The sequence below is a fragment of the Mesorhizobium sp. M0491 genome, from assembly GCF_040321265.1.
Taxonomy (GTDB): domain Bacteria; phylum Pseudomonadota; class Alphaproteobacteria; order Rhizobiales; family Rhizobiaceae; genus Mesorhizobium.
This window is the reverse complement of record NZ_JAMYRE010000014.1, coordinates 70,888-93,598: the sequence shown is the minus strand read 5'-3', so window position 1 is coordinate 93,598 and position 22,711 is coordinate 70,888. Positions and strand designations below refer to the sequence as shown.

Below are 22,711 nucleotides of genomic sequence, written 5' to 3'. Positions count from 1 at the left end.
CTGCCCGAAGCAGGCAGCCTCTGTTTTTCTTGCCTGGCGCATCAGCCCGACCGGATGTGCGCTCGCTTGCAGGCGCTACTTCAGGGCCTCATTTGGGCGGCCAACTGCCCTGGGCCTTGAGGTCGTCGAAAATGGCCTGGATCGATGCGGCGGCATCTTCGGGCGTGGTCGTGCCACCGACGATGCCGGCGATTGCCGAAGACGTGGCGCTCGCGACCTCCGAGGGCCAGATCCAGTCGAGGAACTTGATCGTGTTCGGGAAGGCTTGCTTGCGCAGTTCGACGGCATAGGCATCGTCGACCTGCGGCACGCCCTTGATCGAGGCCGCGATCGGCTGTTCCGGCGCGAGGTAGAGCGTCGCGACCTCGGGCCTTGTCAAATATTCGATGAACTTGACCGCGGCATCGAGCTTCTCGGGCGGGATCGAGGAGGCGACGCACATGCCGTTGTCGGCACCGCCGCCATGGCCAGGCGCGCCCGGCGTTCCGTCCATTTTCGGAAAGGCGAAGACGCCCCATTTGAAGTCCTTGACGCTCGACTGCAGCGACGGGATTTCCCAGGTGCCGCCATAATACATGGCGCTCTTGCCGGCGGCGAAGGCCGCACGCATGCCGTCCTGGTCGACGGAAAGCGAATCCTTGGAAAGGATGCCATCATCGACCCATTGCTTGATCAGCTTGAACCCCTCGACATCGGGCGCGTCGGTGAATTTCGCCGTGCCCTCGAGGTTCTTCTGCGTCTTGCCGACCGGGTCGCCCGAGGCCTGCGAAAAGGTCTCGAAGTACCACATCGGCCACATCACGGTGTTAGAGCCCTGATGCAGCAGAGGGATCACGCCCGCGGTCTTGAACTTCGGCACGGCTGCCTTCAGGTCGTCATAGGTTGGCGGGACAGGAATGGCGAGCTTCTGAAAGAGATCGACATTGTAGAAGATCGTCGATGTCGACAGCGTCGAGATCGGCACGCCGTAGACTTGGCCGTTGACCGTGAAGGCGCCAAGTGCGGCGGCGTCGATCCTGTCCTGGAACGGCTTGATCTTGTCGGTAATCGGCATCACCAGTTTTCGCCTGACATAGGCGCCATTGGTGTAGAAGGCCGGGCAGGCGATCAGATCCATTTCCTGGTTTGCAAGTTTTGCGGTCATCACGCGCTGGATGGAATCGGTTTGCGGCCCCTGGGCATCCCACTCGACCGCGGCGACGTCGGGGTTGGCCTTGAGGAAGCCGTCGATAACCTGCTGCTGGATTTTCTTCTGCTCGTCCGGCGGTTGGCGCGGCGCGAGTTCGTCGAGCGCCGAGCCGCCGAAGATCTTGAGCGTGATCCCTTCGGCGTGGCCGATGCCGGGCACTGTGATCAGGCCGAGGCCTAGCAGTGCGGTGGCAAGGATGGGAGCGGCGGAACGTTGTTTCGGACGATGGGTCACTCTCTGCTGAAGGGGCATCTGGCTCTCCTTTACGCCAATGCCGAGGGGCGACCTCGGGACCAATATCGTTGATGGTCATATGATCTTGGTCGCCTGTTGATGTTTTTGTCAATCGGCAAGAATGCCTATTATTTCATCGATCGCACCGCCCCCCTTTCGTGTTCGGCGTGGCCCGTGCGGTGTTCGATTTGCCTGGGCAGTGATCTGCAAGAAGATCGGCAAACCAATTGTCGGATGCCGGCTGGTCCCGGTAACGGACAAGCCCCAATCTTCGCGATCTACTTCACGCCGATGCCGGCGGTCAGGCCGCCATCGATCTTGTAGTCCGCGCCAGTGCAGAAGCCGGCCTTCGACGAACACAGGAAAGCGATGAGTTCAGCCACTTCCTCCGGCTCGCCGATGCGCCCGATGGGGTGCGCTTCGCCGAAGCGCTTGTAGGCGGCCTCGACATCGGCATCCGTGCCGTTCTCGCCGCGGGCGGCCTTCTCCAGGATCGGGGTGCGGATCGAGCCCGGGCTGACGGAATTGACGCGGATGCCGGAGCGCGCATGGTCGAGGGCCAGGGCACGCGTCAGCGTGTGGATGGCGCCCTTGGTGGTGGCATAGGCGGCGACGTTTTGCTGGCAGGCAAAGCCCTGCACCGAAGCGACGTTGATGATGGCGCCGCCGCCCCTGCGGACCATTTCCGGGATGCCGAAATGCGCTGTCAGATAGATCGACCCGACATTGACCGACATCGCCCTGTTCCAGGTCTCGAAATCGGTGCTGGTCGCGGTTCCGTACGGATGCACCGCCGCCGAATTGACGATGATATCGAGGCCGCCGAACCGCTCGACGCCAGTCGCGACCGCGTCGCGAACCTGATCGGGCACGGAGACGTCGGCGCCTATGACCAGCGCCCCGGCTGCGGAGCTTTCCAGTTCCCATTTCAGCGCAGCGTTGGCCGCGCGGTCGATGCCGCAGGCGACGATCGCAGCACCCCCTGCAGCGAGGCGTCTGGCGGTTGCGAGGCCAATCCCGGTCGTGCCCGTCACCAAAGCCACCTTGCCGTCGAAATCCTTCATTGGGAAAACTCCTTCATTCGCTGTCCGAAACCGTTCCTAGTTTGACACCCATTGTGGTCCAACAATAGGTTGCCGTTCTCTCGCAGAAGGAAGCGGCAATGGAACAGTGCTGGCGCTGGTATGGACCGAACGATCCGGTAACGCTCGATCATGTCAGGCAGGCCGGTGCGACCGGCGTGGTGAGCGCCTTGCACGATATCTACGACGGTCGCGCCTGGCCGCTCGAGAGCATTCTGGAGCGCAAGCGTGTCATCGAGGCCGCCGGCCTGACATGGTCGGTGGTCGAGAGCATTCCGGTCCACAACTCCTTCAAGATCGGCACGCCGGAACGCGAGCGCTACGCCGGCTACTATCGCGACTCAATCCGCGCGCTCGCCAAGGCCGGCATTGCGACGGTCTGCTACAATTTCATGCCGGTGGTCGACTGGACGCGCACGGATCTCGCCTATCGGCTGCCAACGACAGGTTATGCGCTGCGTTTCGACGCGATCGATTTCGCGGCCTACGATTTGTTCGTGCTGAAGCGCGTCAATGCCGAGGCCGGCTATACCCCCGCCCGCATCGCCGAGGCGGAAGCGCGGCTGAAGGAATTGAGCAGCGAAGCTATCGACAGGATCGAGCGCAATCTGATCGCCGGCCTGCCGGCAACCGAGCGCAGTTATAACAGGGACAGTTTTCGCGAGGCCCTGGCGGAATACGACGCGATCGGACCAAAGGAGCTGCGCGACAACCTTGCCTGGTTCCTGCGCGAGATCATTCCTGTGGCCGAAGAGGAGGGGGTGCGCATGTGTATCCATCCCGACGACCCGCCCTTCTCGCTCTATGGCCTGCCACGCATCGTTTCGACCGCCGAGGATGCGCGTTTCATCCTCAACGCCGTCGACAGCCCCGCCAACGGCCTGACGTTCTGCACCGGCTCTTATGGCACGCGCGCCGACAACGACATCGTCGCCATGGTCAAGGAATTCGCCGACCGCATCCATTTCGCCCATCTGCGCAACATCACCATCGAGGATGACGGCTCGTTCCACGAGGCCGAGCATCTCGAGGGCGGCACGGACATGGCGAATGTGATTCTCGCTCTGATGCAGGAAGAGGCACGCCGCCGCCGAGAGGGCCGTGCCGACTGGCGTATTCCGATGCGGCCCGACCATGGCCATCTGCTCGCCGACGACATCGGCAAGACCAGGATCAATCCCGGCTATTCGCTGATCGGCCGGCTGAAAGGCCTCGCCGAGCTGCGTGGCATCATGCGCGCCATCGAGCGGTTCGAGCTGGCTTGAGCGGGCCCCTCAGTTCGGCTGGCAGGATCTGAAACTATCGCGCCGGTTTTGCACTTCCGCGGTGCTTATATGCCACATTGCTGAGAAACGCCCTGGGTCGCATCGCGCCAGGGCAGCCATGCGCTGCCGCAGTTCGGCGAAGCTGGGCATGGATTGTCCGCATGGCTTGACGACAACCTTGGTGATGCGGCTCGACACTGGCCGCTTCGACACCATCCAGTAATGGATTGTCACAAACACCGCGATCTTTAGGAAAAATCTCCACGCGCGATGCTTTGAATTACACTAAATCCATAGACAAAGATCGATCCCGTGCTGAGCGCGTTTGTCTGGGTTGTCATATGGCAAAATCTCCTATTATTCTCAATGGCTTCACCATGAATGCCGTCTCCCATGTCGCCTACGGCCTTTGGCGTCATCCGGCCGACCAGGCCTATCGACATGCCGAGCTCGACTACTGGATCGAACTTGCCAAAGCACTGGAGGAGGGCGGCTTCGATTGCTTGTTCATCGCCGACGCGCTGGGCCTTCTCGACGTCTATGGCGGTGGATACGACGCCTCGCTGGCAAAGGGCGTGCAGTCCCCCGTCAACGATCCGCTGTTGCTGGTCTCAGCGCTTGCCGGCGCGACAAGCCGGCTGGGTTTCGGCGTCACCGTTTCGACGACCTACGAAAAGCCATATCTGCTGGCGCGCAAATTCACCACGCTCGATCATCTCACCAAGGGGCGGATCGCCTGGAACGTCGTCACCTCGCAGCTCGACAGCGCGGCGCGCAATCTCGGTCTCGACAGGCAGGTGGCGCATGACGAGCGCTACGAGATCGCCGACGAGTTCATGGATGTCGCCTACAAGCTCTGGCAGGGTTCCTGGGAAGACGGTGCCCTGGTGCGTGATCGCGGCAGCGCCGCCAACCCGGACGGTCTCTATACCGATCCGGAAAAGGTCCATCCGATCGGTCATTCCGGTCGCTACTTCAATGTTCCGGGTCCGCATCTCTCGGAGCCCAGTCCGCAGAGGGTGCCGGTGCTGTTCCAGGCGGGCGGTTCGCCGCGCGGCCAGCGCTTTGCCGCTCGTCACGCGGAGGTGGTCTTTGTCGCCGGTGCCGATGTCGATGGCATCCGCCGCAATGTCGCTGAGGTGAAGCGGCTTGCCCGCGATGAAGGCAGGGCTCCAGGCAGCATCAAGTTCATATCCGCGGTCTCGGTGATCACGGATGAAACCGACGCCGCCGCGGCCGCCAAGCTCGCTGACTACAGGTCGCACTACGATGTCGAAGGCGCGCTGGTGCATTATTCGGCAACGACCGGCATCGATTTTTCCAGGCACGATCTCGACCAGCCTATCCGCTACACCGAAACCGATTCCAACCGCTCCCTGCTGCGCATGTTCGACGACCCGTCGTCGGGCCGCCAGTGGACCTTGCGCCAGGCGTTTTCCCCGGAGGGCGGTTTTGGGCGCGGCAAGTCGTTTGTCGGCGGTCCGAAGACCGTTGCGGACGAGCTCGAGCAATGGCTGGAAGCCACCGATACCGACGGCATCAATTTGACGCATGTGGTCAGCCCCGGCAGCTTCATCGATTTCTCCGCCCATGTCGTTCCCGAGTTGCGGCGGCGCGGGCGCATTCGCGAGGATCTCGGTCCCTCGCTGCGCTCCAGGCTCTTCGGGCGTGACAGCCGCCCGCCCGCCGATCATCCGGCGGCGCAACACGCTTTCTCGCAGGGCCGTCAGCCGGAGGCTTTGGTATCATGACCATCCACGCCACCGTTCAGCATGAACAGCGCAGCGATTTCCAAGGCTGGGCCGAGAAGGCCGAGGAGGTCGTGCGCGAACTCAAGCGAACAGCTGCAGCGCGCGATCTGGCCGGGGCCGCCCCGCATGCCGAGATAGACCTTTTGCGTCTGGCCGGCCTGCTGACGATCTATATTCCCAAGCGATTTGGCGGCGGTGGCGCGACGCCGACCGAAGTGCTCAGGATCGTCCGCATCCTGGCCAGGGGCGATACATCGATAGCCCAGATCGTCATCTACCATCTCTTCGGCACGGCAATCGGATTGGACGGCGACAACAAGTCCCTGATCGAAAGACGGCTTCAAGGCTTTCTCTCCAAGGGCTGGTTTCATGCCGGCATCGCGCAGGCCGCCTATGAGCCGCTTGTCGAGGCGAGGCAGGTGGACGGCGGTTTCGTGCTCAACGGCGCCAAGCCTTTCACCAGTGGTGCGCAGGTGGCCGACACGCTGCAGGTCTGGGTGCGCTTTGCCGGGAGCACGCGGATCGCCGGCACCGATGCCAGCGGTCATATCGGCCAGTTCATCGTCGCCAACCCCACGTCAGGCCTCAGCTTCGGCAATGACTGGGACAATATCGGCCAGAGGCTAACGGTGAGCGGCAGTGCGGCGCTCGAAAATGTCGCCGCATCCGCCGACGATCTGGTCGGGCATTGGCCTGATGATACGGTTCATCCGCCGCATGCCACGCTGCATGTGCCGATCGTTCATGCAGCCTTCGGCGAACTTTATCTCGGCACCGCCCTTGCCGCCCTGGAAGACGCCAGGGATTACGTCACCCAACGCGGCAGGCCATGGCTGTCCTCGCCGGCAAAGAAAGCCTCCGAGGACACGCTGGTTGTCGAGCGCTTCGGCCGGCTTTCGATCGCGCTGGCGTCCGCGCAGGCGCTCGCGGACGCCGCCGGCGAGGCCGTGCAGCGCGCCTTCGAGCGAGGCAGGGATCTCACCGCGGAAGAGCGTGGCCATGCCGCGGCAATCGCCTACCAGTCGAAGGTGCATTCGACCGAGGTCGCCCTGGAGGTGACGTCGCGCATATTCGAACTGACCGGCGCCCGCTCCACGGCGCGCTCGTTCGGCTTCGACCGCTACTGGCGCAACGTCCGCACCCACAGCCTGCATGATCCCGTCCACTACAAGGTGCTGGAAGTCGGTGACTTCGCGCTTAACGGCCGTGTGCCGCCGCCAACCTACTATTCGTGAGCCGAAGCATGGTAAGTTCCACCCATAAGGCGGTCAAGCCTCTCATCCTCAACGGCTTCGGTATGACCGTGGTCGGTCACGTGTCGGCGGGCCTCTGGCGTCATCCGAGCGACCGCGCCCACACCTACACCAGCCTCGAATACTGGACCTCGCTGGCCAAGCTGCTCGACGACGGCGGCTTCGACGCGCTGTTCCTCGCTGACGCGCTTGGCCACCTCGATGTCTTCCGGGGGACATCGGATGCGTCGCTGCGCACCGCAGCCCAGTCGCCGGTCAACGACCCGCTGCTGCTGGTCTCGGCAATGGCCGCCGCCACCAGGCATCTCGGCTTCGGCATCACCGTGTCGACCACTTACGAGCAGCCCTATCTCCTGGCCCGCAAGTTCACCACGTTGGATCATCTGACCAAGGGCCGCATCGCCTGGAACGTCGTCACCTCGGTTCTGGAATCGGCGGCGAAGAATCTCGGTCTGGAACGCCAGATCGACCATGACGAGCGTTACGATCTGGCGCAGGAATTCCTGGATGTCACCTACAAGCTCTGGGAGGGATCCTGGGAGGACGGGGCGGTCGTGCACGATCGCGAGAAGGGGCTCTACACCGACCCTTCCAAAGTCCATCCGATCGGCCATCTCGGCAAATATTTCTCCGTGCCCGGCGCGCATCTCGCGCAGCCCAGTCCGCAGCGCACGCCGCTTCTGTTCCAGGCGGGAACCTCGCCGCGCGGGCGCGAATTCGCTGCTCGCAACGGCGAGGTGGTGTTCCTCGGCGGCACCAGCACGGCCTCCATCCGCCGCTCGGTCGAGGCGATCCGTGCCCGCGCCGTCGAACTCGGACGGGCGCCGGATGCGATAAAGTTTATCACCGCGGTCACCGTCATCACCGGAGCCACGGACGAAGAGGCTGAGGCCAAGCACAAGGACTATCTATCCTACACCAGTGTCGAAGCGGCCCTGGCGCTGTTTTCGGCATGGACCGGCGTCGACTGGTCGCAATACCCACTCGACCACCCGCTCGAATATATCGAGACAAATGCCGGCCGTTCAGCCCTTGCCAATCTGACGCGGATCGATGCCGACCGGCGCTGGACCGTGGCCGGGATCGCCGAGTATATCGGGCTCGGCGGCATCCATCCCAAGCTGGTCGGCTCACCGCAGAGGATCGCCGACGAGCTCGAACGCATCGCCGATGAATCCGGCGTCGACGGCTTCAACCTGGCCTATGTCGTCAGTCCGGGCACGTTCGAGGACTTCATCGAATTCGTCGTCCCGGAGCTGCGGCGGCGGGGTCGCATCCGGGAACGTGGCGCGCCCGGCACCACGATCCGCGAGCGCTTCCAGGGAGCGGGCCAGCGGCTGCTGCGCGACGACCACCCGGGAACAGCCGCACGCGACCGCTCGAACTGGGGTACCATCGTCGAGGCGGCCGAGTGAGCGGCATCCATCTCCACTGGTATCTGCCGACCAACGGCGACAGCCGGGAAATCGTCGGCTCTGGCGATGATTCCCATCTCGGCAACGGCCCGTCACGATCGCGGTTTCGGGAAGCGAGCCTCGATTATCTCTCGCTGGTCGCCAAGACCGCGGAGACGTTAGGCTTCGAAGCCGTGCTGACGCCGACCGGAACCTGGTGCGAGGATGCCTGGATAGTCACGGCAGCACTGGCGCAGGTCACGACGCGGTTGAAGTTCCTCGTCGCCTTCCGTCCCGGCCTGATCTCGCCGACGCTGGTCGCCCACCAGGCGGCGACCCTTCAGCGCATATCGGGTGGGCGGCTGCTGCTCAACGTCGTCACCGGAGGCGATCCGCGGGAGCAGAAACGCTTCGGCGAGCATCTCGGCCACGACCAGCGCTATGAACGCACGGGAGAGTTCCTCGAGATCCTGCGCGGCGTGGTCCTGCCAGCCGGTTCGGGCCGGCGCTTCGATTTCAGGGGAAAGCACTATGACATCGAAGGCGCCCAGATCGATTTCGGCAAATGGCCGCTTCCCGATATCTTCTTCGGTGGCGCAAGTGGTGCTGCGCAAGCGGTCGCCGCGCGCCATGTCGACACCTATCTGGTCTGGGGCGAGAGCCCGGCAACCGAGGCTGCCCGGATAGGCCATGTGCGGGAACTCGCCGCCGCGCAGGGCCGCAAACTAAGCTTCGGCATACGCCTGCATGTCATCAGTCGCGATACCGAGGCGCAGGCCTGGGAGGAGGCCGAGAGGCTGCTGGAGAGACTGACGCCGGAGCGGATCGCGCAGGCGCAGGCAATCCTGGCGCGCACGGAATCGGCCGGCCAGCGCCGGATGAACGCGTTGCATAGCGACAGCGGCACCGCGGCGCTCACCGCGCGCAGCGTGCGCGATCTCGAAATATCGCCGCATCTGTGGGCCGGCTACGGCTTGGTTCGCGGCGGCGCCGGCACGGCGATCGTCGGCAGCCACGAGCAGGTCGCGTCCCTCATCGAGGAGTACCACGCCGTCGGCTTCGACCACTTCATCCTGTCGGGCCAGCCGCATGTCGAGGAAGCCTATCATTTCGCCGAAGGCGCGCTGGCGGTCTTGAAATCGAAGGGGCTGCTCGCAGCCTGAAACATGTGCGGCCTCAGGTGGACGCGACAATGGAGCATGACGAGAAGACAATGTCGGACATTCAGATCTATCCGGGCCTCAGCGACGCCGAATTCGAGACCTGGGCCGAGAAGGCCCGCGACGTGGCGCAGCAACTCGCGGCAACGGCGCTCGAACGCGACCGGGCGAACAAGGACCCGGTGGAAGAACTGGCGCTGCTGCGCGACAGCGGCCTGCTCGGCCTGGCTGCGCCACGCGAATTCGGCGGCGCCGGCGCAAACCTCGTCCAGGCGCTCAAGATCAGCCGCATCATCGCCGCCGCCGACGGCTCGATCGGGCAGTTGATCGCGTATCACTATTCCAACGGTGTCTGGACCTACATTCTCGGCACGGCCGAGCAGTGGGAAAAGACGGCGCGCGGCGTCGGCGCGCAAGGCTGGTTTCAGGGCGGCGTCAGCAATCCGCGCGACCAGTGGAACGAGATCGAGCATGTCGGCGACCGCCGATTCCTGAACGGCAGGCGCACCTTCGCAACCGGCGCCTCGGTGGCCCAGGTCATCACCGTCAGCCTCTGGGACAACGGCAAACGCGCTCACTACCAGATCCCGCCGACGCGCCAGGGCATCAGCTTCGGCGGCGACTGGGACAATCTCGGCCAGAGACTGACGGCGAGCGGCAGTGTCACTTTCGACCGTGTCGAAGTCTTCGAGGATGAGCTGCTCAGCGCCCTCGACGATTATGAGGGCGATGTCGAATTGCGCGACGGCCTGCGCGTCCTGTTCAGCCAGCTCATCTTCATCAATTTCTATCTCGGCATCGCCGAGGGCGCTCTTGCCGCCGCCGCCGATCATGTCCGCCGCTTCGGCCGGCCCTGGCCGGAGTCCGGGCTGGAACGGGCGATCGACGATCCCTACCATCTGGTGCTGTTCGGCCGGCTATCCGCCGGCATTGCGGCGGGCATAGCAATCGCCGACAAGGCCGCGGCGCTTTACGAGGCGGCACTGCATGCCGGAGCGTCGGTGACGGCGCAGCAATGGGGCGAACTCGCAACGATCATCGACCAGGGCAAGATCGTCGCCAACGACGTCGTGCTCGACGTGACGGCGCGCATCTTCGAAGCGACGGGCGCGCGCTCGACGGCCAACAAATATGGCCTCGACATCTATTGGCGCAACGCGCGCACCCATACCGTCCACGATCCGGTCTCCTACCGGGCGCGCGAGGTCGGCACATATCTGCTGGCCGAAACGCTGCCGAGACCGCGAACCTATGCGCAGCCGCCGCAGCCGGAAGCGCACAAGCCTGAAGCCGTGCCCACGCGGAAGGCATCATGATATCGGATGTGCGCCTGCTGACCGGGAAGGCCGAACTCGCGCAGGCCGCACGCACCTTCCGCACGGCCATGGTCGGCCTGCCGCCGCTCGGCCCGATCGACGACGCGCTGATCGACAGACTGTTCGAGCCGGATCGCACCTGGGGCGCCTTCGACGGCGAGACGCTCGTTGGCACAACCGACTCCTATTCGGGACGGATCGCGGTTCCCGGCGGCGCCTGGTTGCCGCAGGCCGCGGTCACCCATGTCGGCGTGCTGCCCACCCATACGCGGCGTGGCGCCGCCACGGCGCTGTTCAAGGCGCAGCTGCGCGCCGCGCGCGAACAGGGCGAGGCGGCGGCCACCTTGCGGGCCTCCGACGCGCGCATCTACGGCAACTTTGGCTATGCGATCGCCAATACTTCTGTCAGCCTGGAAGTCGACACCCAGCGCGCGCGCCTGCGGGCAGGGCTGACGTACTCCGACAAGATTCGGCTGATCGACAGCGACGATGCCTGGGCGATACAGGCGCGCATCTACGCGGGTCAGCCTGTTTCGCGCGCGGGCGTCATCACACGCTCGGCCTATTGGTGGGATTTTCAGGCGTTGCGCCAGACGCACAGCGGCACGCCTAACTACGTCGCCGTTCACGGCGACAAGGGTTCGGAAACCGGGTTCGTGCGCTATCACCCTGTCGGCCTCGACAGCTGGTTCACCAGCTCGGAACGCACCATCGTGGTCGATGATATCGTGGCCTACAGTCCGGCCGCCTATGTCGCGCTGGTCGCACATCTGCTGGCGGTCGACCTGCCGCATCGCATCGTCTTCTGGAGCCGTCCCGCGGACGATCTGCTGCCGTGGCTGTTCGAGGATTTTCGAAGCGTTCGCGTTTCGGCGGCGCGCGACGAAACATGGCTGCGGCTCCTGGACGCTGAAAAGGCTCTAACAGCCCGGTCCTATGCCGGGCAGGGCAGCGTCGTGCTGGAAGTCTCCGATGCCATCCTGCCCGAGAACGCGACCAGGCTGCGCCTCTCGCCAGAAGGAGCCGAGCGCACCAATCTGTCCGCCGCCGTGGTGACGGACGTGGCCGCGGTTTCGGCGGCCTATCTCGGCGGCGTGAAGTGGTGGCAGCTCGCGCAGACGGGGCGCCTCGGCGACTTCGACCGGGCTGCGGTCGAAACGCTCGACACGCTGTTCACGGCGCCGGCCTTGCCTCATTCCGGAACAATGTTTTGACAGGCGGAGCTAATATAAAATGTATTTTGAAAGTGTGTTTGAAAAATGGGTAATTTTATCTCAAAATTATTCTCGCTAAATGCAATGGTATTTTGAAGAATTATTTATAATCGGAGAGAAGTAATGACAACACATGTTGCGCGTAATTTACTATTGGGAATTGCAGGTGGCATTCTGTCGATTTATGTTCTTGGTTCATCCGCGCAAGCGGAAGATCTGAAACATGGCGGGGTCCTGCGGATTGCTTCGATCCAGTCCGATCTCGATGCGTTCGATCCGCTCACCGGCTACAGCATCGATTCCTGGGAAATCCTGCGCGCAACAACGCGCCAGTTGGTGACCTATCCCGGCTCGCCAGCCGGCCTCAAGGAGGACACCACGCTCGTGCCGGATCTCGCCAAGTCCTGGGACATCAGCGACGACGGCAAGGTCTACACCTTCCATTTGAAGGACGACGTGTTCTTCTCCGGCAGCATCGAGCGCAAGATCGTCGCCAGTGATTTCGTCTATGGCGTCAAGCGCTTCTGCGATCCCAACAAGCAGGTCGCCGCCATCAACTATTTCAACCTCGTGATCTCCGGCTTCGTCGACTATTGCAAGGAATTCGCGAAAGTGCCGACAGGTGATCTCGCTGCGACCAAGGCTTTCACCGACACGCACGAGATTGCCGGCGTCTCGGCTCCCGACGAGCACACGCTGGTCATCAAGTCGGACACCAAGAACTACGACTTCCTCAACATCCTTTCGATGAATTTCGTGTCCCCGGTGGCGCCCGAGATCGCGTCCAAATATTTCCCGGACTCGCTGGAGTCGCGCAAGAACCTGCCGTCCAGCGGCCCTTACTATGTCGACACCTATGAGCAGGGTCAGAAGCTGGTTCTGAAGAAGGCAAAGAATTTCAAGGCGGAGTCCGACCAGGCGCGCAGGGCCTATGCCGATGAGATCGATATCGATTTCACCGCCAACAGCGAGGACAGCGTCGTCCAGAAGATCATCGCCGGTGAGGCTGATCTGTCGCTCTATCTCGACATCCCGCCCATTCCGACGATCCAGCGCTTCCTGTCGCAGAAGAGCCCCGACATCCATGTGACGAACAGTGGATCGGCGAACTTCATCACCTTCAACCAGCGGCCGGAGGTCAAGAGCGACGGGGCCGAGGCGTTGCGCAAGCTGAAGGTCCGGCAGGCGCTGACCTATGCGGTGAACCGCGAACATCTGGCGCAGACGCAGGCCGGTTCGATCGGCGCGGTGCCGCTCACCCAGATCATCACCTCGACCATTCTCGGCTACGAGAAGTTCGACCCGTATCCGACCGAAAGCTACAGGGATGATCCGGCCAAGGCAAAGGAACTGCTCGCCGAAGCGGGATATCCGAATGGCATTGCGTTCGACGCGATCTACAGGGGCAACGCGCAGTTCGAAGCGATTGCCGTGACGCTGAAGGAGGATCTGGAAGCAGCGGGTATCACGCTCAACCTGATCCCGATCCCGCCGACGCAGTGGTACGCCTTCATCCAGGATCCGAAGAGCCGCTGGGACGTGTCCCTCGGCGGCACATTCTCCCCGGACTGGCAGGGACCGAGCACGCGCATGCTGCTTGGCGGCTGGCTGAATTCGGACGCGGCACCTTGCGGCACCGGCAACGTCCACGCCATTTGCTACAGCAATCCGGAACTCAACAAGCTAGCGGCGCAGGCCTATCCGTCCGACGATCCGGGACCGATCTGGACCAAGGCCGACAAGCTCGTCTCCGCCGACCTGCCATGGATTCCGTTGTTCGAGAAGCGCAAGGTCGTGGTCACTTCCGATCGCCTCGCCAACTGGGTGTGGTCGTCGCTGGCGGTCAATGCCGACATCACCAACATCGCTCTCAAGCAGTAGCAAGGCCGGACCGGCAAAAGGAGGCGCGCGTGCCCATCTTCTCTGTCGCCGATCTGCGCGTCGCGTTCGGCGGCGTGGACGTGGTGCATGGCGTCTCGTTTTCCGTCGAGCCGGGCAGGACGCTTGCCATCGTCGGTGAATCGGGCTCGGGCAAGAGCGTGTCGCTGCTCGGCGCCACCGGCCTTCTGCCACCGGCGGCGAGTGTTCGCGGCAGCGTGCTGCACAAGGGCGATGAGATACTGGGCCTCTCCGCCGGCGACCTGCGCCGGCGGAGAGGCGCCGATATCGGCTTCATCTTCCAGGACCCGCTCAGCAACCTTCATCCGCTAAAGACCATCGGCCAGCAGATCGCCGAAGCGATCACCGCCCACCGCAAGGTGGGACGCGGGGAGCTGCGTCAGCGCGTTCTCGATCTTCTGGCCGATGTCGGCATCCCCGATCCTGCGGCCCGCGTGAACGACTATCCCAGGCAGTTCTCCGGCGGCATGCGCCAGCGCGTGATGATCGCAGCGGCGATCGCGCTCAATCCCGGTCTGATCATCGCCGACGAACCGACGACCGCGCTCGACGTGACCGTGCAGGCGTCGATCCTCGATCTGCTGAAACGAATCCAGCAGGACCACGGCACGGCAATGATCTTCGTCAGCCACGATCTGGCCGTCGTTTCGGACATTGCCGACGATGTCCTGGTGATGCGCGCGGGGCACGTCGTGGAGCAGGCGCCGGCCGAGCTGATCTACAGGGCACCGCGCCAAGCCTACACCAGGGAGCTGCTCGGTGCGGCGCGGCTTGGCGGCCTGGTGGCCCGCGCGGCGCGATCATCGCTACTCCCGGCGCTGCCGTCGATGCCCGATTTGCTCTCCGTCTCGGCAATCGCGCGTTCGTTCGCAGGCCGCTCCGCCGCAGGCGGTCTGATCAGGCCGGTGCTCACGAATATCTCGTTCACCGTCCGCGAAAACGAGATCGTCGGCCTCGTCGGCGAATCCGGTTCCGGCAAGTCGACAATCGGCCGGCTGATCGCCGGGCTCGACCGGCCGGACGAGGGCAGCATCTCCCTGCGGGAGCGTATCTATTCGCGTTCGGGTGTCGGCGGCATCGCCATCGACCGGCAATTGCGGTCGGACATACAGGTTATCTTTCAAGACCCCTATGCAAGCCTCAACCCGCGGCGGCGCATCCGGTCCATTCTGGCGGAACCCTTCATCATCGGCACCAGACTGGACGCCGCGGCGATACGCCGGCGCGTGCAGGATCTGGTGCGCGACGTGGAACTTCCCGACGACGTGCTGGATCGTTTCCCGGCCCAGCTTTCAGGTGGCCAGCGGCAGCGTGTCGCCATTGCGCGCGCCATCGCGCTCGAACCCTCGCTGATCGTCGCCGACGAGCCGGTATCGGCACTCGACATCACGACGCAGGCGAAGATCATCAGGCTGCTGCAGACCATTCGCCGGCAGCGAGGCCTGTCGTTGCTCTTCATCTCGCATGATCTCGGCGTCGTGTCGGAACTGTGCGACCGCGTCATCGTGCTGGAGAAGGGCGTCATCGTGGAAGCCGGCGAGACAGGCCGTGTCTTCGGCGCTCCCCGGCATCCCTACACGGTCAGGCTGATAGACGCGATCCCCGGCAAGGTCCTGCGGCGCAACCCGGTTCCCGAGCGGATCGCCGCGCATGCCTGAGATCCGTGCCCTGGCGTCCGTCCAGGACCACGTCCTGCTGGGGCATGGCGAGGTGGTGAATTCCTACAGGTCGCTGCTTGTGCGAGCGCTGCTGCGCGAACGGTCCTTTCGCATCGGCGCGCTGATCATAGGCTTCGTCACCGCCGGTGCGCTGCTGGCGCCAGTGGTCGCGTGGCTGCTGGGGCACGGGGTGACGGAGCAGTTCCGCGATACGGCGTTGACCGAGATGGGACTGCCGACTGGCCCCACGTTCGAATTTCCACTTGGCGCCGACGGCAACGGCCGCGACGTGCTGGTCAGAACGCTCTACGGCGCGCGCGTATCGCTGGCCATCGCCATCCCGGCGACCACGCTTGCCATGATCATCGGCACCGCCATCGGCCTCGTCAGCGGATTTCTTGCCGGTCGCGTCGACCGCGTCATTTCGCAGGCGGTGGACGTCGCTTTGTCGTTCCCGTTCATCGTCACCGCGCTCAGCCTCCTGTCGCTGAACCGGGGCGTCGATGGCAAGCCGTTTGTTGCGCCCTCCCTGGTGGTGGTGCTGATCATAACCCTGTTTTCCTGGACCTACTTTGCCCGGCTGACGCGTGGCCTGGTGTTTGTCCTGCGCCGCAGCCCGCTGGTGGAAGCCGCGCAGACGATCGGCGCCTCGAAGGCCAGGATCATCATGCGCGAGATCCTGCCCAACATCGCGCCGGTCATCCTGGTCTACTGGGCGGTACAACTGCCGACCAACATCATCGCCGAAGCGACGCTCTCCTTCCTCGGCGTCGGCGTGCAGGCGCCGCAGCCGAGCTGGGGCAATATGATCGCCGAGGCGCAGCGCTCATCCCTCTACCAGTTGCAGCCATGGTTCCTGCTCGGACCCGGCATCGCGCTGTTTCTGACTGTGGCCGGCTTCAACACGCTGAGCGCTGGCCTGCGCAACGTCCTCGACCCCCATCGCCGCAGCGGGTGACGCCATGATCCGGCACACAGGCGGGCTGATCTTCCGGGCGCTCTCGACGCTGCTGATCGTGCTGGTGATCGCGTTCTTCATCACCCGCATAGCCTATCGCAATCCGGCCGCGATGCTGGCGCCGCGCAACGCCAGCCAGCAGGCGATCGATGCCATAGCACACGCGCTGCGGCTCAACGAGCCATGGTATCTGCAGTTGTGGTACTATCTCTACCGCGGCCCCGACATCCAGGGCGCGCCGATGGGGATCGCTCACTGGCCGCCGGCGCTGGGCTACTCCTTCCGCAAGCAGACACCGGTGACAGACCTCATCCTGTCCAAGGTGCCGGTGACGCTTTCGCTCGCCCTTGGTGCCGTCGTCATTTGGATGACGCTGTCGATCCTGCTTGGCGTGATTGCCGCGCGCCGGCAGGGCTCCTGGCTGGACAGGCTGATATCGGGCTTCGCCTATGCGAGCCTGTCGGTGCCGACGTTCCTCTCCGGCATCCTGATCTCCTATTTCCTGTTCTTCCAGCTCTCCAACCATGGGGTCTTCTGGTTTCCAAGCAGCGGTTATGTGCCGCTGACGAAAGATCCGTTCGAATGGGCCCGGCATCTGGCCCTGCCGTGGCTGACGCTGGCACTTGCCGAGATCGGCATTTTCCAGCAGCTGATCCGCGCAAGCATGCTTGAGGTTCTGGGCGAGGACTACATAAGGACGGCGCGCGCCAAGGGTGTTCCGGAATGGCGGGTCTATTACGATCATGCGTTGAAGGCCGCGCTCAATCCGGTGATCACGCTGGGTGGCCTGGAGCTTGCCGTCATCATGGGTGGGGCGATCGTCACGGAGACGATCTTCGGATTGGACGGCGTCGGCCGGCTGGCGATCAACTCGGCGCTTGAAGGCGATTTTCCGGTCGTCATCGGGACGACGATCTTCGCCGCGGCATCGTTCGTGTTCTGCACCTTCGCCGTCGACATCACAACCAGATGGCGCGACCCGGCGAGCCTGTCGTGACCGCCCGCCATCAGGCAATTCGCTCTCATTTCAGCACGGATATTGGGAAAAATATTCGCTCTGGCTGACATCGATGAAGCATGTTCCCTTATCATAATCCCTTTGTCTATAATCTTACTACACAAATTCGCACCGCAATTCGCAAGCAGATCGGCCGCGTCATTCGGTGGAGCCACACTCTCCTGCGGAGCGACATCTCAGGCTCCGCGATCAATTACTCGACAAGGTGAATTCACGATGATCTCCCGCCTGTTGCGAACCATCATGCTGTCTCTGGCAGCCACGCTTCTGACGCTGACCGGACTTGCGGCACAGGAGGCGGGCGGGACGCTCAACCTGATCGTCCAGCCTGAGCCGCCGACGGTCAATATCGGCGTCAATCGCCTCGGGCCGACGACCTATGTCGGCAACAAGATCTACGAGAGCCTGTTGACCTATTCGGCCGATCTGAAGCCGCTGCCGCGCCTGGCGCAAAGCTGGTCGATTTCGGATGACGGCCTCGTCTACACCTTCAACCTGCGCCGCGATGTAAAATGGCATGACGGCCAGCCGTTCACGGCCAAGGACGTGGTGTTCAGCTTCCAGAAGTTTCTGCCGGCACTTCAGGCCCGCTCGCGACTCAACCTGGCGGAGGTGAAGGGCATCGCCACGCCGGACGACCACACCGTGGTGTTCACGCTCAAGGCGCCGTACCCAGCCTTTATCTACGTCCACAACACCGCCGTGCTGCCGGCCCATCTCTATGAAGGGGTGAGCGACTTTCGCACCGCCGAGGCAAACAGCAAGTTCATCGGCACCGGGCCGTTCAAATTCGCCGAGTGGAAGAAGGGGTCCTTCATCCACCTTGTCCGCAACCCTGACTATTGGGATGCCGGCAAGCCCCATCTGAACGACATCTTCTTCCACGTCATCCCTGACGCCAACAGCCGCGCCATCGCTTTCGAAACCGGTCAGGTGGATGTGCTGCGCGCAGGCGACGTCGAGAACTTCGACATTACGCGGTTGGCCGGGCTCGATGGCGTGCAACTGACCGAGGCAGGCTGGGAATTTCTTCAACCGGTCGGCTACATCCACCTCAACAACCGCCACAAGCCGCTCGACGATGCGCGGGTGCGCCGGGCGATCGCGCATGCGATCGACCGCCAGTTCATCATCGACACGATCTTTGGTGGATTCGGCCACGAGACCAACGGCCCGCTGTCGCGTCTGTCGCGGTTCAAGGACACATCGGTCGAAACGAAATATGAATTCGACCTGGCCAAGGCGAACGCCATCCTCGACGAGGCCGGCCTGAAGCCCGACGCCAACGGCGTGCGCTTCGAACTGCAGTTCGTTCCGCTGCCTTATGGCGAGCTGTGGCAGCGCGAGGCGGAATATGTCCGGGAGGCGCTGGCGTCTGTCGGCATCAAGGTCAACATCGTGGCGACCGACGTGCCGGGCTGGTTCAAGCGGCTGACCACCTTCGACTATGATCTTGCCGAAAACTTTGTCTACACCACCCCCGACCCGGCAATCGGCATCAGCTATGCCTACACCACGCTCGAAGGCGACAATGCGGGCACGACCGGCGGCAATGTCCATGGCTATTCCAACCCCGAGGTCGACAGACTGCTGGCCGACGCCGCCCATGAGAACGACTTCGACAAGCGCAAGGCGCTCTATTCGCAAGCCCAGAAGATCATCTCCGCCGACGTGCCGCTCATCTGGACGCACGACATCGTCTTTCCGACGCTCTACCGAACCAAGGTTCACAATCTGATCGCGACCGGTCTCGGCACAGATGAAAACTTCGCCGATGTCTGGCTGGCGAAATAGCTGGCGGGGCTGGGTAGGATGGATCGTCTTGGCTTCCTGACGGGACGGGCCGCCCGCGCGGTTCTCATCCTGTTTGGGGTTATCGTGCTCAACTTCGTGCTGCTGCGCCTCGCACCGGGAGATGCGGCATCCGTCCTGGCCGGAGACCAGGGTGCGGCCGACCCGGCCTTTGTCGCGGAACTGCGCCACGATCTCGGGCTTGATCGCTCCGTGCCCGAGCAATTGTGGATCTACACCAAGTCGCTGGCGCGTCTCGACTTCGGCCAATCCTACCGCGACCAGCGTCCTGTTGTCGATATCATCGCGGAAAGGCTGCCGGCCACACTGCTTCTGACATTGACCGCCTTTTGCTTTGCGTTGGGGACCGGCATTGCGCTCGGGTCTATCGCCGCTCGGCACGCCGGCAGTCTGCTCGACACCGTGCTGACCGGCATTTCGGTGATGTTCTTTGCCATGCCGCTGTTCTGGACCGGCCTGATGGCGATCCTGCTGTTTTCGGTCTGGCTGAACTGGCTGCCGTCCTACGGCATGCAGACGGTGGGCGAGGGCGGGTCGGATCTCTCGCTTGTCGGGGATGTCGCCGTTCATCTCATTCTTCCGGCTCTGACGCTCGGCCTGTTCTACATGGCCATCTACATGCGCGTGACGCGCGCCTCGGTGCTCGACGTGCTCGATCGCGATTTTGTCCGTACCGCCAGGGCCAAGGGCCTGAAACCGGGATTGATCTGGCGCCAGCATGTGCTGAGGAACGCGCTGCTGCCGATCATCACCTTCGCCTCCTTGCAGGCCGGACAACTGATTGGCGGGTCGATCCTGATCGAGACGGTGTTCGCCTGGCCGGGCGTCGGGCGTCTCGCCTTCGATGCCCTCATGCAGCGGGACTACAACCTCTTGCTGGCGATCTTCTTCATCACCTCGACAATCGTCGTCGTCATCAACCTGGCCGCGGATTTTCTCTACGTTGCCGCCGATCCGCGCATCGAAATGGGAGCTTGAGGCGATGGCCTTGCCGCGAACCCCGTTCCTTAGGCATCCGGGCGCCGTCGCCGGCGCGCTGATCCTGATCGCGATCCTCCTGATGGCGATCTTCGCCGGTATCCTCTTTCCGGGCGATCCCTGGCGCATGGTTGCGCGCCCGAACCTGCCGCCCTTCAGCCCGGGTCATCTGTTCGGCACCGACATGCTCGGCCGTGATCTTGCGGCCGGCATCGCCCACGGGGCGCAGGTCACGCTGCTGATCGCTCTGGCGGTGACGCTGCTCGCCGTCGCCTTCGGCACGGCGATAGGTGCTGTCGCCGGCTATTTCGGCGGCTGGGTCGACGACGTCGCCATGCGGTTCACCGAGTTCTTCCAGACCATCCCGAGCTTCCTGCTGACGGTCGTCATCGTTGCGATCGTCGCGCCTTCGCTGGCTTCGATCATCCTGGCCATCGCAATCGTCAGCTGGCCGCAGATCGCCCGGCTGGTCCGGGCCGAGGTGCTGAGCCTCGTCAACCAGGACTTCGTGCGGGCGGCACGGGTTGGCGGGCTGTCGACTGCCCGGATCATCTGGGGGCACATCCTTCCCAACGTGCTGTCGCCCGTGATCGTTGCCGCTTCGTTGATGACGGCGACCGTCATCCTGATCGAATCGGGCATCAGCTTCCTTGGTCTGGGCAATCGCGAGTTCGTCTCCTGGGGCTATCTGCTCGGCACCGGCAGGACCGCCTTTCGCGTCAACTGGTGGCTGTCGACCATTCCGGGCCTGGCGATCTTCCTCACCGTTCTTTCCCTGAACCTCGTCGGCGACGGCCTGAACCATTGGCTCAACCCTCGCAACAGCAATCGCGGTGGGCGCGCATGACGGCTCTGGTCGAGATCGCGGGTCTCTCCATCGCCTTGCCGGAGCACGCCGATCGAGCATTGGCCGTCGAAGACGTGTCGTTGCGTATCGATCGTGGCGAAGTGCTCTGCCTGGTCGGCGAATCCGGGTCCGGCAAATCGGTATTGGCCGCGGCCATTGCCGGCCTGTTGCCTGCCAAGCAGCTCCGGATCGCCGCCGGTGCGATCCGTTTCGATGGCCGCGACATTGCCGGGATCAGCGAGGCTTCGTTCCGCCTGCTGCGCGGCAAGCGCATTGGCTTCATCTTCCAGGAACCGATGAGCGCGCTCAATCCGGTGCTGACCATCGGCCGCCAGATCGAGGAAGCGCTCGCCGCGCATGATGACGGCGACCGCAAGGCGCGCACCGCTCGCGTGCTGGAACTGGCGCGGGCAACCAGGCTTCCGGATCCCGAGACGATCATTCACCGCTACCCGCACCAACTCTCGGGCGGACAGCGGCAACGGGTGATGATCGCCATGGCGATCGCCAATGATCCGGACCTGCTGATCGCCGATGAACCCACCACCGCGCTCGACGTCACGACGCAAGCGGAAATCCTGCGGCTGATCCTTGAAATCCGCGAAAGGCTCGGCCTCGCCGTTCTGTTCATCACCCATGATATCGGCGTGGTCGCCGATATCGCCGATCGCGTCGTGGTGATGAAGGAGGGCCGGGTGATTGAGAGCGGCAGAGCAGACGACGTCCTCGAAGCGCCATCGCAGCCCTACACACGCCGCCTGATCGAAGCCGTTCCGGTTCTTCATACCAGTGCAATTCAAAGACGGGACGCAGGGGATCCGTTTCTCGTTGTCCGCGGGCTGAGCAAGGCCTATCGTGATCGCCGCGCGCCTTGGCGGCGACAGGCCTCCGCCACCAAGGCGCTGGACGGTGTCAATTTGACGATTGGGCGCGGCGAGACGGTGGCCCTCGTCGGTGAATCCGGTTCGGGCAAGACGACGCTCGGCAAATGCGTCGTCGGACTGGCCGACTGGGATGAAGGCAGCCTGAGCTTCGAAGGTGGCGATCTCGCCGGCACGACACGGGAGCGCACTTTACGTCCGCGTATCCAGATGGTGTTTCAGGATCCGTTCGCCTCCCTCAATCCGCGCCATCGCGTCCGCCGCATCCTTACCGAAGCCGCCATAGTCAACGGCCTTTCACGCGAGAGGGCGGAGGAGAGCATGTCCCGCCTCCTTGTCCGCGTCGGACTTGACCCCGGTGCGGCCGATCGTTTCCCGCATGCCTTTTCAGGCGGCCAAAGGCAGCGTATTGGCCTGGCGCGAGCACTCATGCTTGAGCCCGACCTGCTCGTCGCCGACGAGCCGGTCTCGGCCTTGGATGTCTCGATACAGGCGCAGATTCTCGACCTTCTGGCGGAAATCAAACGCGATCTTGGCCTGTCGATGCTGTTCATCACGCACGATCTTCGTGTCGCCTCGGCGATCGCCGACCGCATCGTCGTCATGCAGAGCGGCAAGATCGTCGAGGACGGTCCCGCCGAACAGGTTTTGACACGTCCCGGATCCGACTATGCGCGTGCGCTGCTGGCGGCGGTCCCAGGCCTGTCCTGGGAGCGGAGCCGCAGCCAGATCGACCGGGCCGCCGCGGAATAGAGGCGTGATACCGGTCGCAGGGCAAATCTACCAATCTTGTAGAATTAAC

17 protein-coding genes are annotated in these 22,711 nt (G+C 63.5%); 15 read left to right on the top strand and 2 right to left on the bottom strand.

Translation table 11 applies throughout. From position 1 onward, the window contains the following. Nucleotides 1-88: 88 nt before the first annotated feature. Together NKI69_RS19520 and NKI69_RS19515 are read right to left on the bottom strand one after the other, a co-directional pair. Nucleotides 89-1,441: an ABC transporter substrate-binding protein gene (locus NKI69_RS19520; protein ID WP_352440738.1), complete on the bottom strand. Its 1,353-nt coding sequence runs from the start codon at nucleotides 1,439-1,441 to the stop codon at nucleotides 89-91. Between the two features lie 260 nt (nucleotides 1,442-1,701). Continuing rightward, nucleotides 1,702-2,487, bottom strand: a complete 786-nt coding sequence (locus NKI69_RS19515) for an SDR family NAD(P)-dependent oxidoreductase (protein WP_128302613.1) — start codon at nucleotides 2,485-2,487, stop codon at nucleotides 1,702-1,704. A gap of 98 nt (nucleotides 2,488-2,585) precedes the next feature. On the opposite strand from NKI69_RS19515, the gene uxuA reads away from it, so the two are divergent. The 15 genes from uxuA to NKI69_RS19440 all read left to right on the top strand — a co-directional run bounded on the left by uxuA (nucleotide 2,586) and on the right by NKI69_RS19440 (nucleotide 22,662). After that, entirely contained in the window at nucleotides 2,586-3,770 is a 1,185-nt protein-coding gene (gene uxuA, locus NKI69_RS19510; RefSeq protein ID WP_352722382.1) for a mannonate dehydratase, read from the top strand. A gap of 341 nt (nucleotides 3,771-4,111) precedes the next feature. Then, nucleotides 4,112-5,521: an LLM class flavin-dependent oxidoreductase gene (locus NKI69_RS19505; RefSeq protein WP_128302611.1), complete on the top strand. Its 1,410-nt coding sequence runs from the start codon at nucleotides 4,112-4,114 to the stop codon at nucleotides 5,519-5,521. Next, nucleotides 5,518-6,756 carry an acyl-CoA dehydrogenase family protein gene (locus tag NKI69_RS19500; RefSeq protein ID WP_352440736.1) on the top strand — a complete coding sequence of 413 codons (1,239 nt, stop codon included), beginning with the start codon at nucleotides 5,518-5,520 and terminating at the stop codon, nucleotides 6,754-6,756. The genes NKI69_RS19505 and NKI69_RS19500 overlap by 4 nt, the downstream gene beginning before the upstream one ends. 8 nt (nucleotides 6,757-6,764) lie before the next feature. Continuing rightward, entirely contained in the window at nucleotides 6,765-8,189 is a 1,425-nt protein-coding gene (locus NKI69_RS19495) for an LLM class flavin-dependent oxidoreductase (protein WP_352722381.1), read from the top strand. Beyond that, the gene (locus NKI69_RS19490; protein ID WP_352722380.1) at nucleotides 8,186-9,331 is read left to right on the top strand and encodes an LLM class flavin-dependent oxidoreductase; all 1,146 of its coding nucleotides are present in this window, start codon (nucleotides 8,186-8,188) and stop codon (nucleotides 9,329-9,331) included. The genes NKI69_RS19495 and NKI69_RS19490 overlap by 4 nt, the downstream gene beginning before the upstream one ends. Before the next feature lie 50 nt (nucleotides 9,332-9,381). Next, nucleotides 9,382-10,644 (top strand): acyl-CoA dehydrogenase family protein, encoded by a 1,263-nt coding sequence (locus NKI69_RS19485; RefSeq protein ID WP_352722379.1) that lies wholly within the window; start codon nucleotides 9,382-9,384, stop codon nucleotides 10,642-10,644. Beyond that, nucleotides 10,641-11,858 (top strand): GNAT family N-acetyltransferase, encoded by a 1,218-nt coding sequence (locus NKI69_RS19480; protein WP_128302608.1) that lies wholly within the window; start codon nucleotides 10,641-10,643, stop codon nucleotides 11,856-11,858. The genes NKI69_RS19485 and NKI69_RS19480 overlap by 4 nt, the downstream gene beginning before the upstream one ends. A gap of 123 nt (nucleotides 11,859-11,981) precedes the next feature. Beyond that, a complete protein-coding gene (locus NKI69_RS19475; protein ID WP_352675918.1) occupies nucleotides 11,982-13,739 on the top strand; it encodes an ABC transporter substrate-binding protein in 1,758 nt (585 codons plus the stop codon). 29 nt (nucleotides 13,740-13,768) lie between these two features. Continuing rightward, entirely contained in the window at nucleotides 13,769-15,415 is a 1,647-nt protein-coding gene (locus NKI69_RS19470) for a dipeptide ABC transporter ATP-binding protein (RefSeq protein ID WP_352675920.1), read from the top strand. Then, nucleotides 15,408-16,373, top strand: coding sequence for an ABC transporter permease (locus tag NKI69_RS19465; protein WP_352440730.1), 966 nt, complete (start codon nucleotides 15,408-15,410; stop codon nucleotides 16,371-16,373). Before NKI69_RS19470 ends, NKI69_RS19465 begins: the two co-directional genes overlap by 8 nt. A gap of 4 nt (nucleotides 16,374-16,377) precedes the next feature. Further along, complete coding sequence (locus NKI69_RS19460) at nucleotides 16,378-17,370, top strand: ABC transporter permease (RefSeq protein WP_023809084.1); 993 nt, start codon at nucleotides 16,378-16,380, stop codon at nucleotides 17,368-17,370. A gap of 237 nt (nucleotides 17,371-17,607) precedes the next feature. Continuing rightward, nucleotides 17,608-19,185: an ABC transporter substrate-binding protein gene (locus tag NKI69_RS19455; RefSeq protein ID WP_023809083.1), complete on the top strand. Its 1,578-nt coding sequence runs from the start codon at nucleotides 17,608-17,610 to the stop codon at nucleotides 19,183-19,185. 18 nt (nucleotides 19,186-19,203) lie between these two features. Next, complete coding sequence (locus NKI69_RS19450; RefSeq protein ID WP_023809082.1) at nucleotides 19,204-20,181, top strand: ABC transporter permease; 978 nt, start codon at nucleotides 19,204-19,206, stop codon at nucleotides 20,179-20,181. Between the two features lie 4 nt (nucleotides 20,182-20,185). Next, nucleotides 20,186-21,028, top strand: coding sequence for an ABC transporter permease (locus tag NKI69_RS19445; RefSeq protein WP_023809081.1), 843 nt, complete (start codon nucleotides 20,186-20,188; stop codon nucleotides 21,026-21,028). After that, complete coding sequence (locus NKI69_RS19440) at nucleotides 21,025-22,662, top strand: dipeptide ABC transporter ATP-binding protein (protein WP_023809080.1); 1,638 nt, start codon at nucleotides 21,025-21,027, stop codon at nucleotides 22,660-22,662. The genes NKI69_RS19445 and NKI69_RS19440 overlap by 4 nt, the downstream gene beginning before the upstream one ends. Nucleotides 22,663-22,711 lie beyond the last annotated feature (49 nt).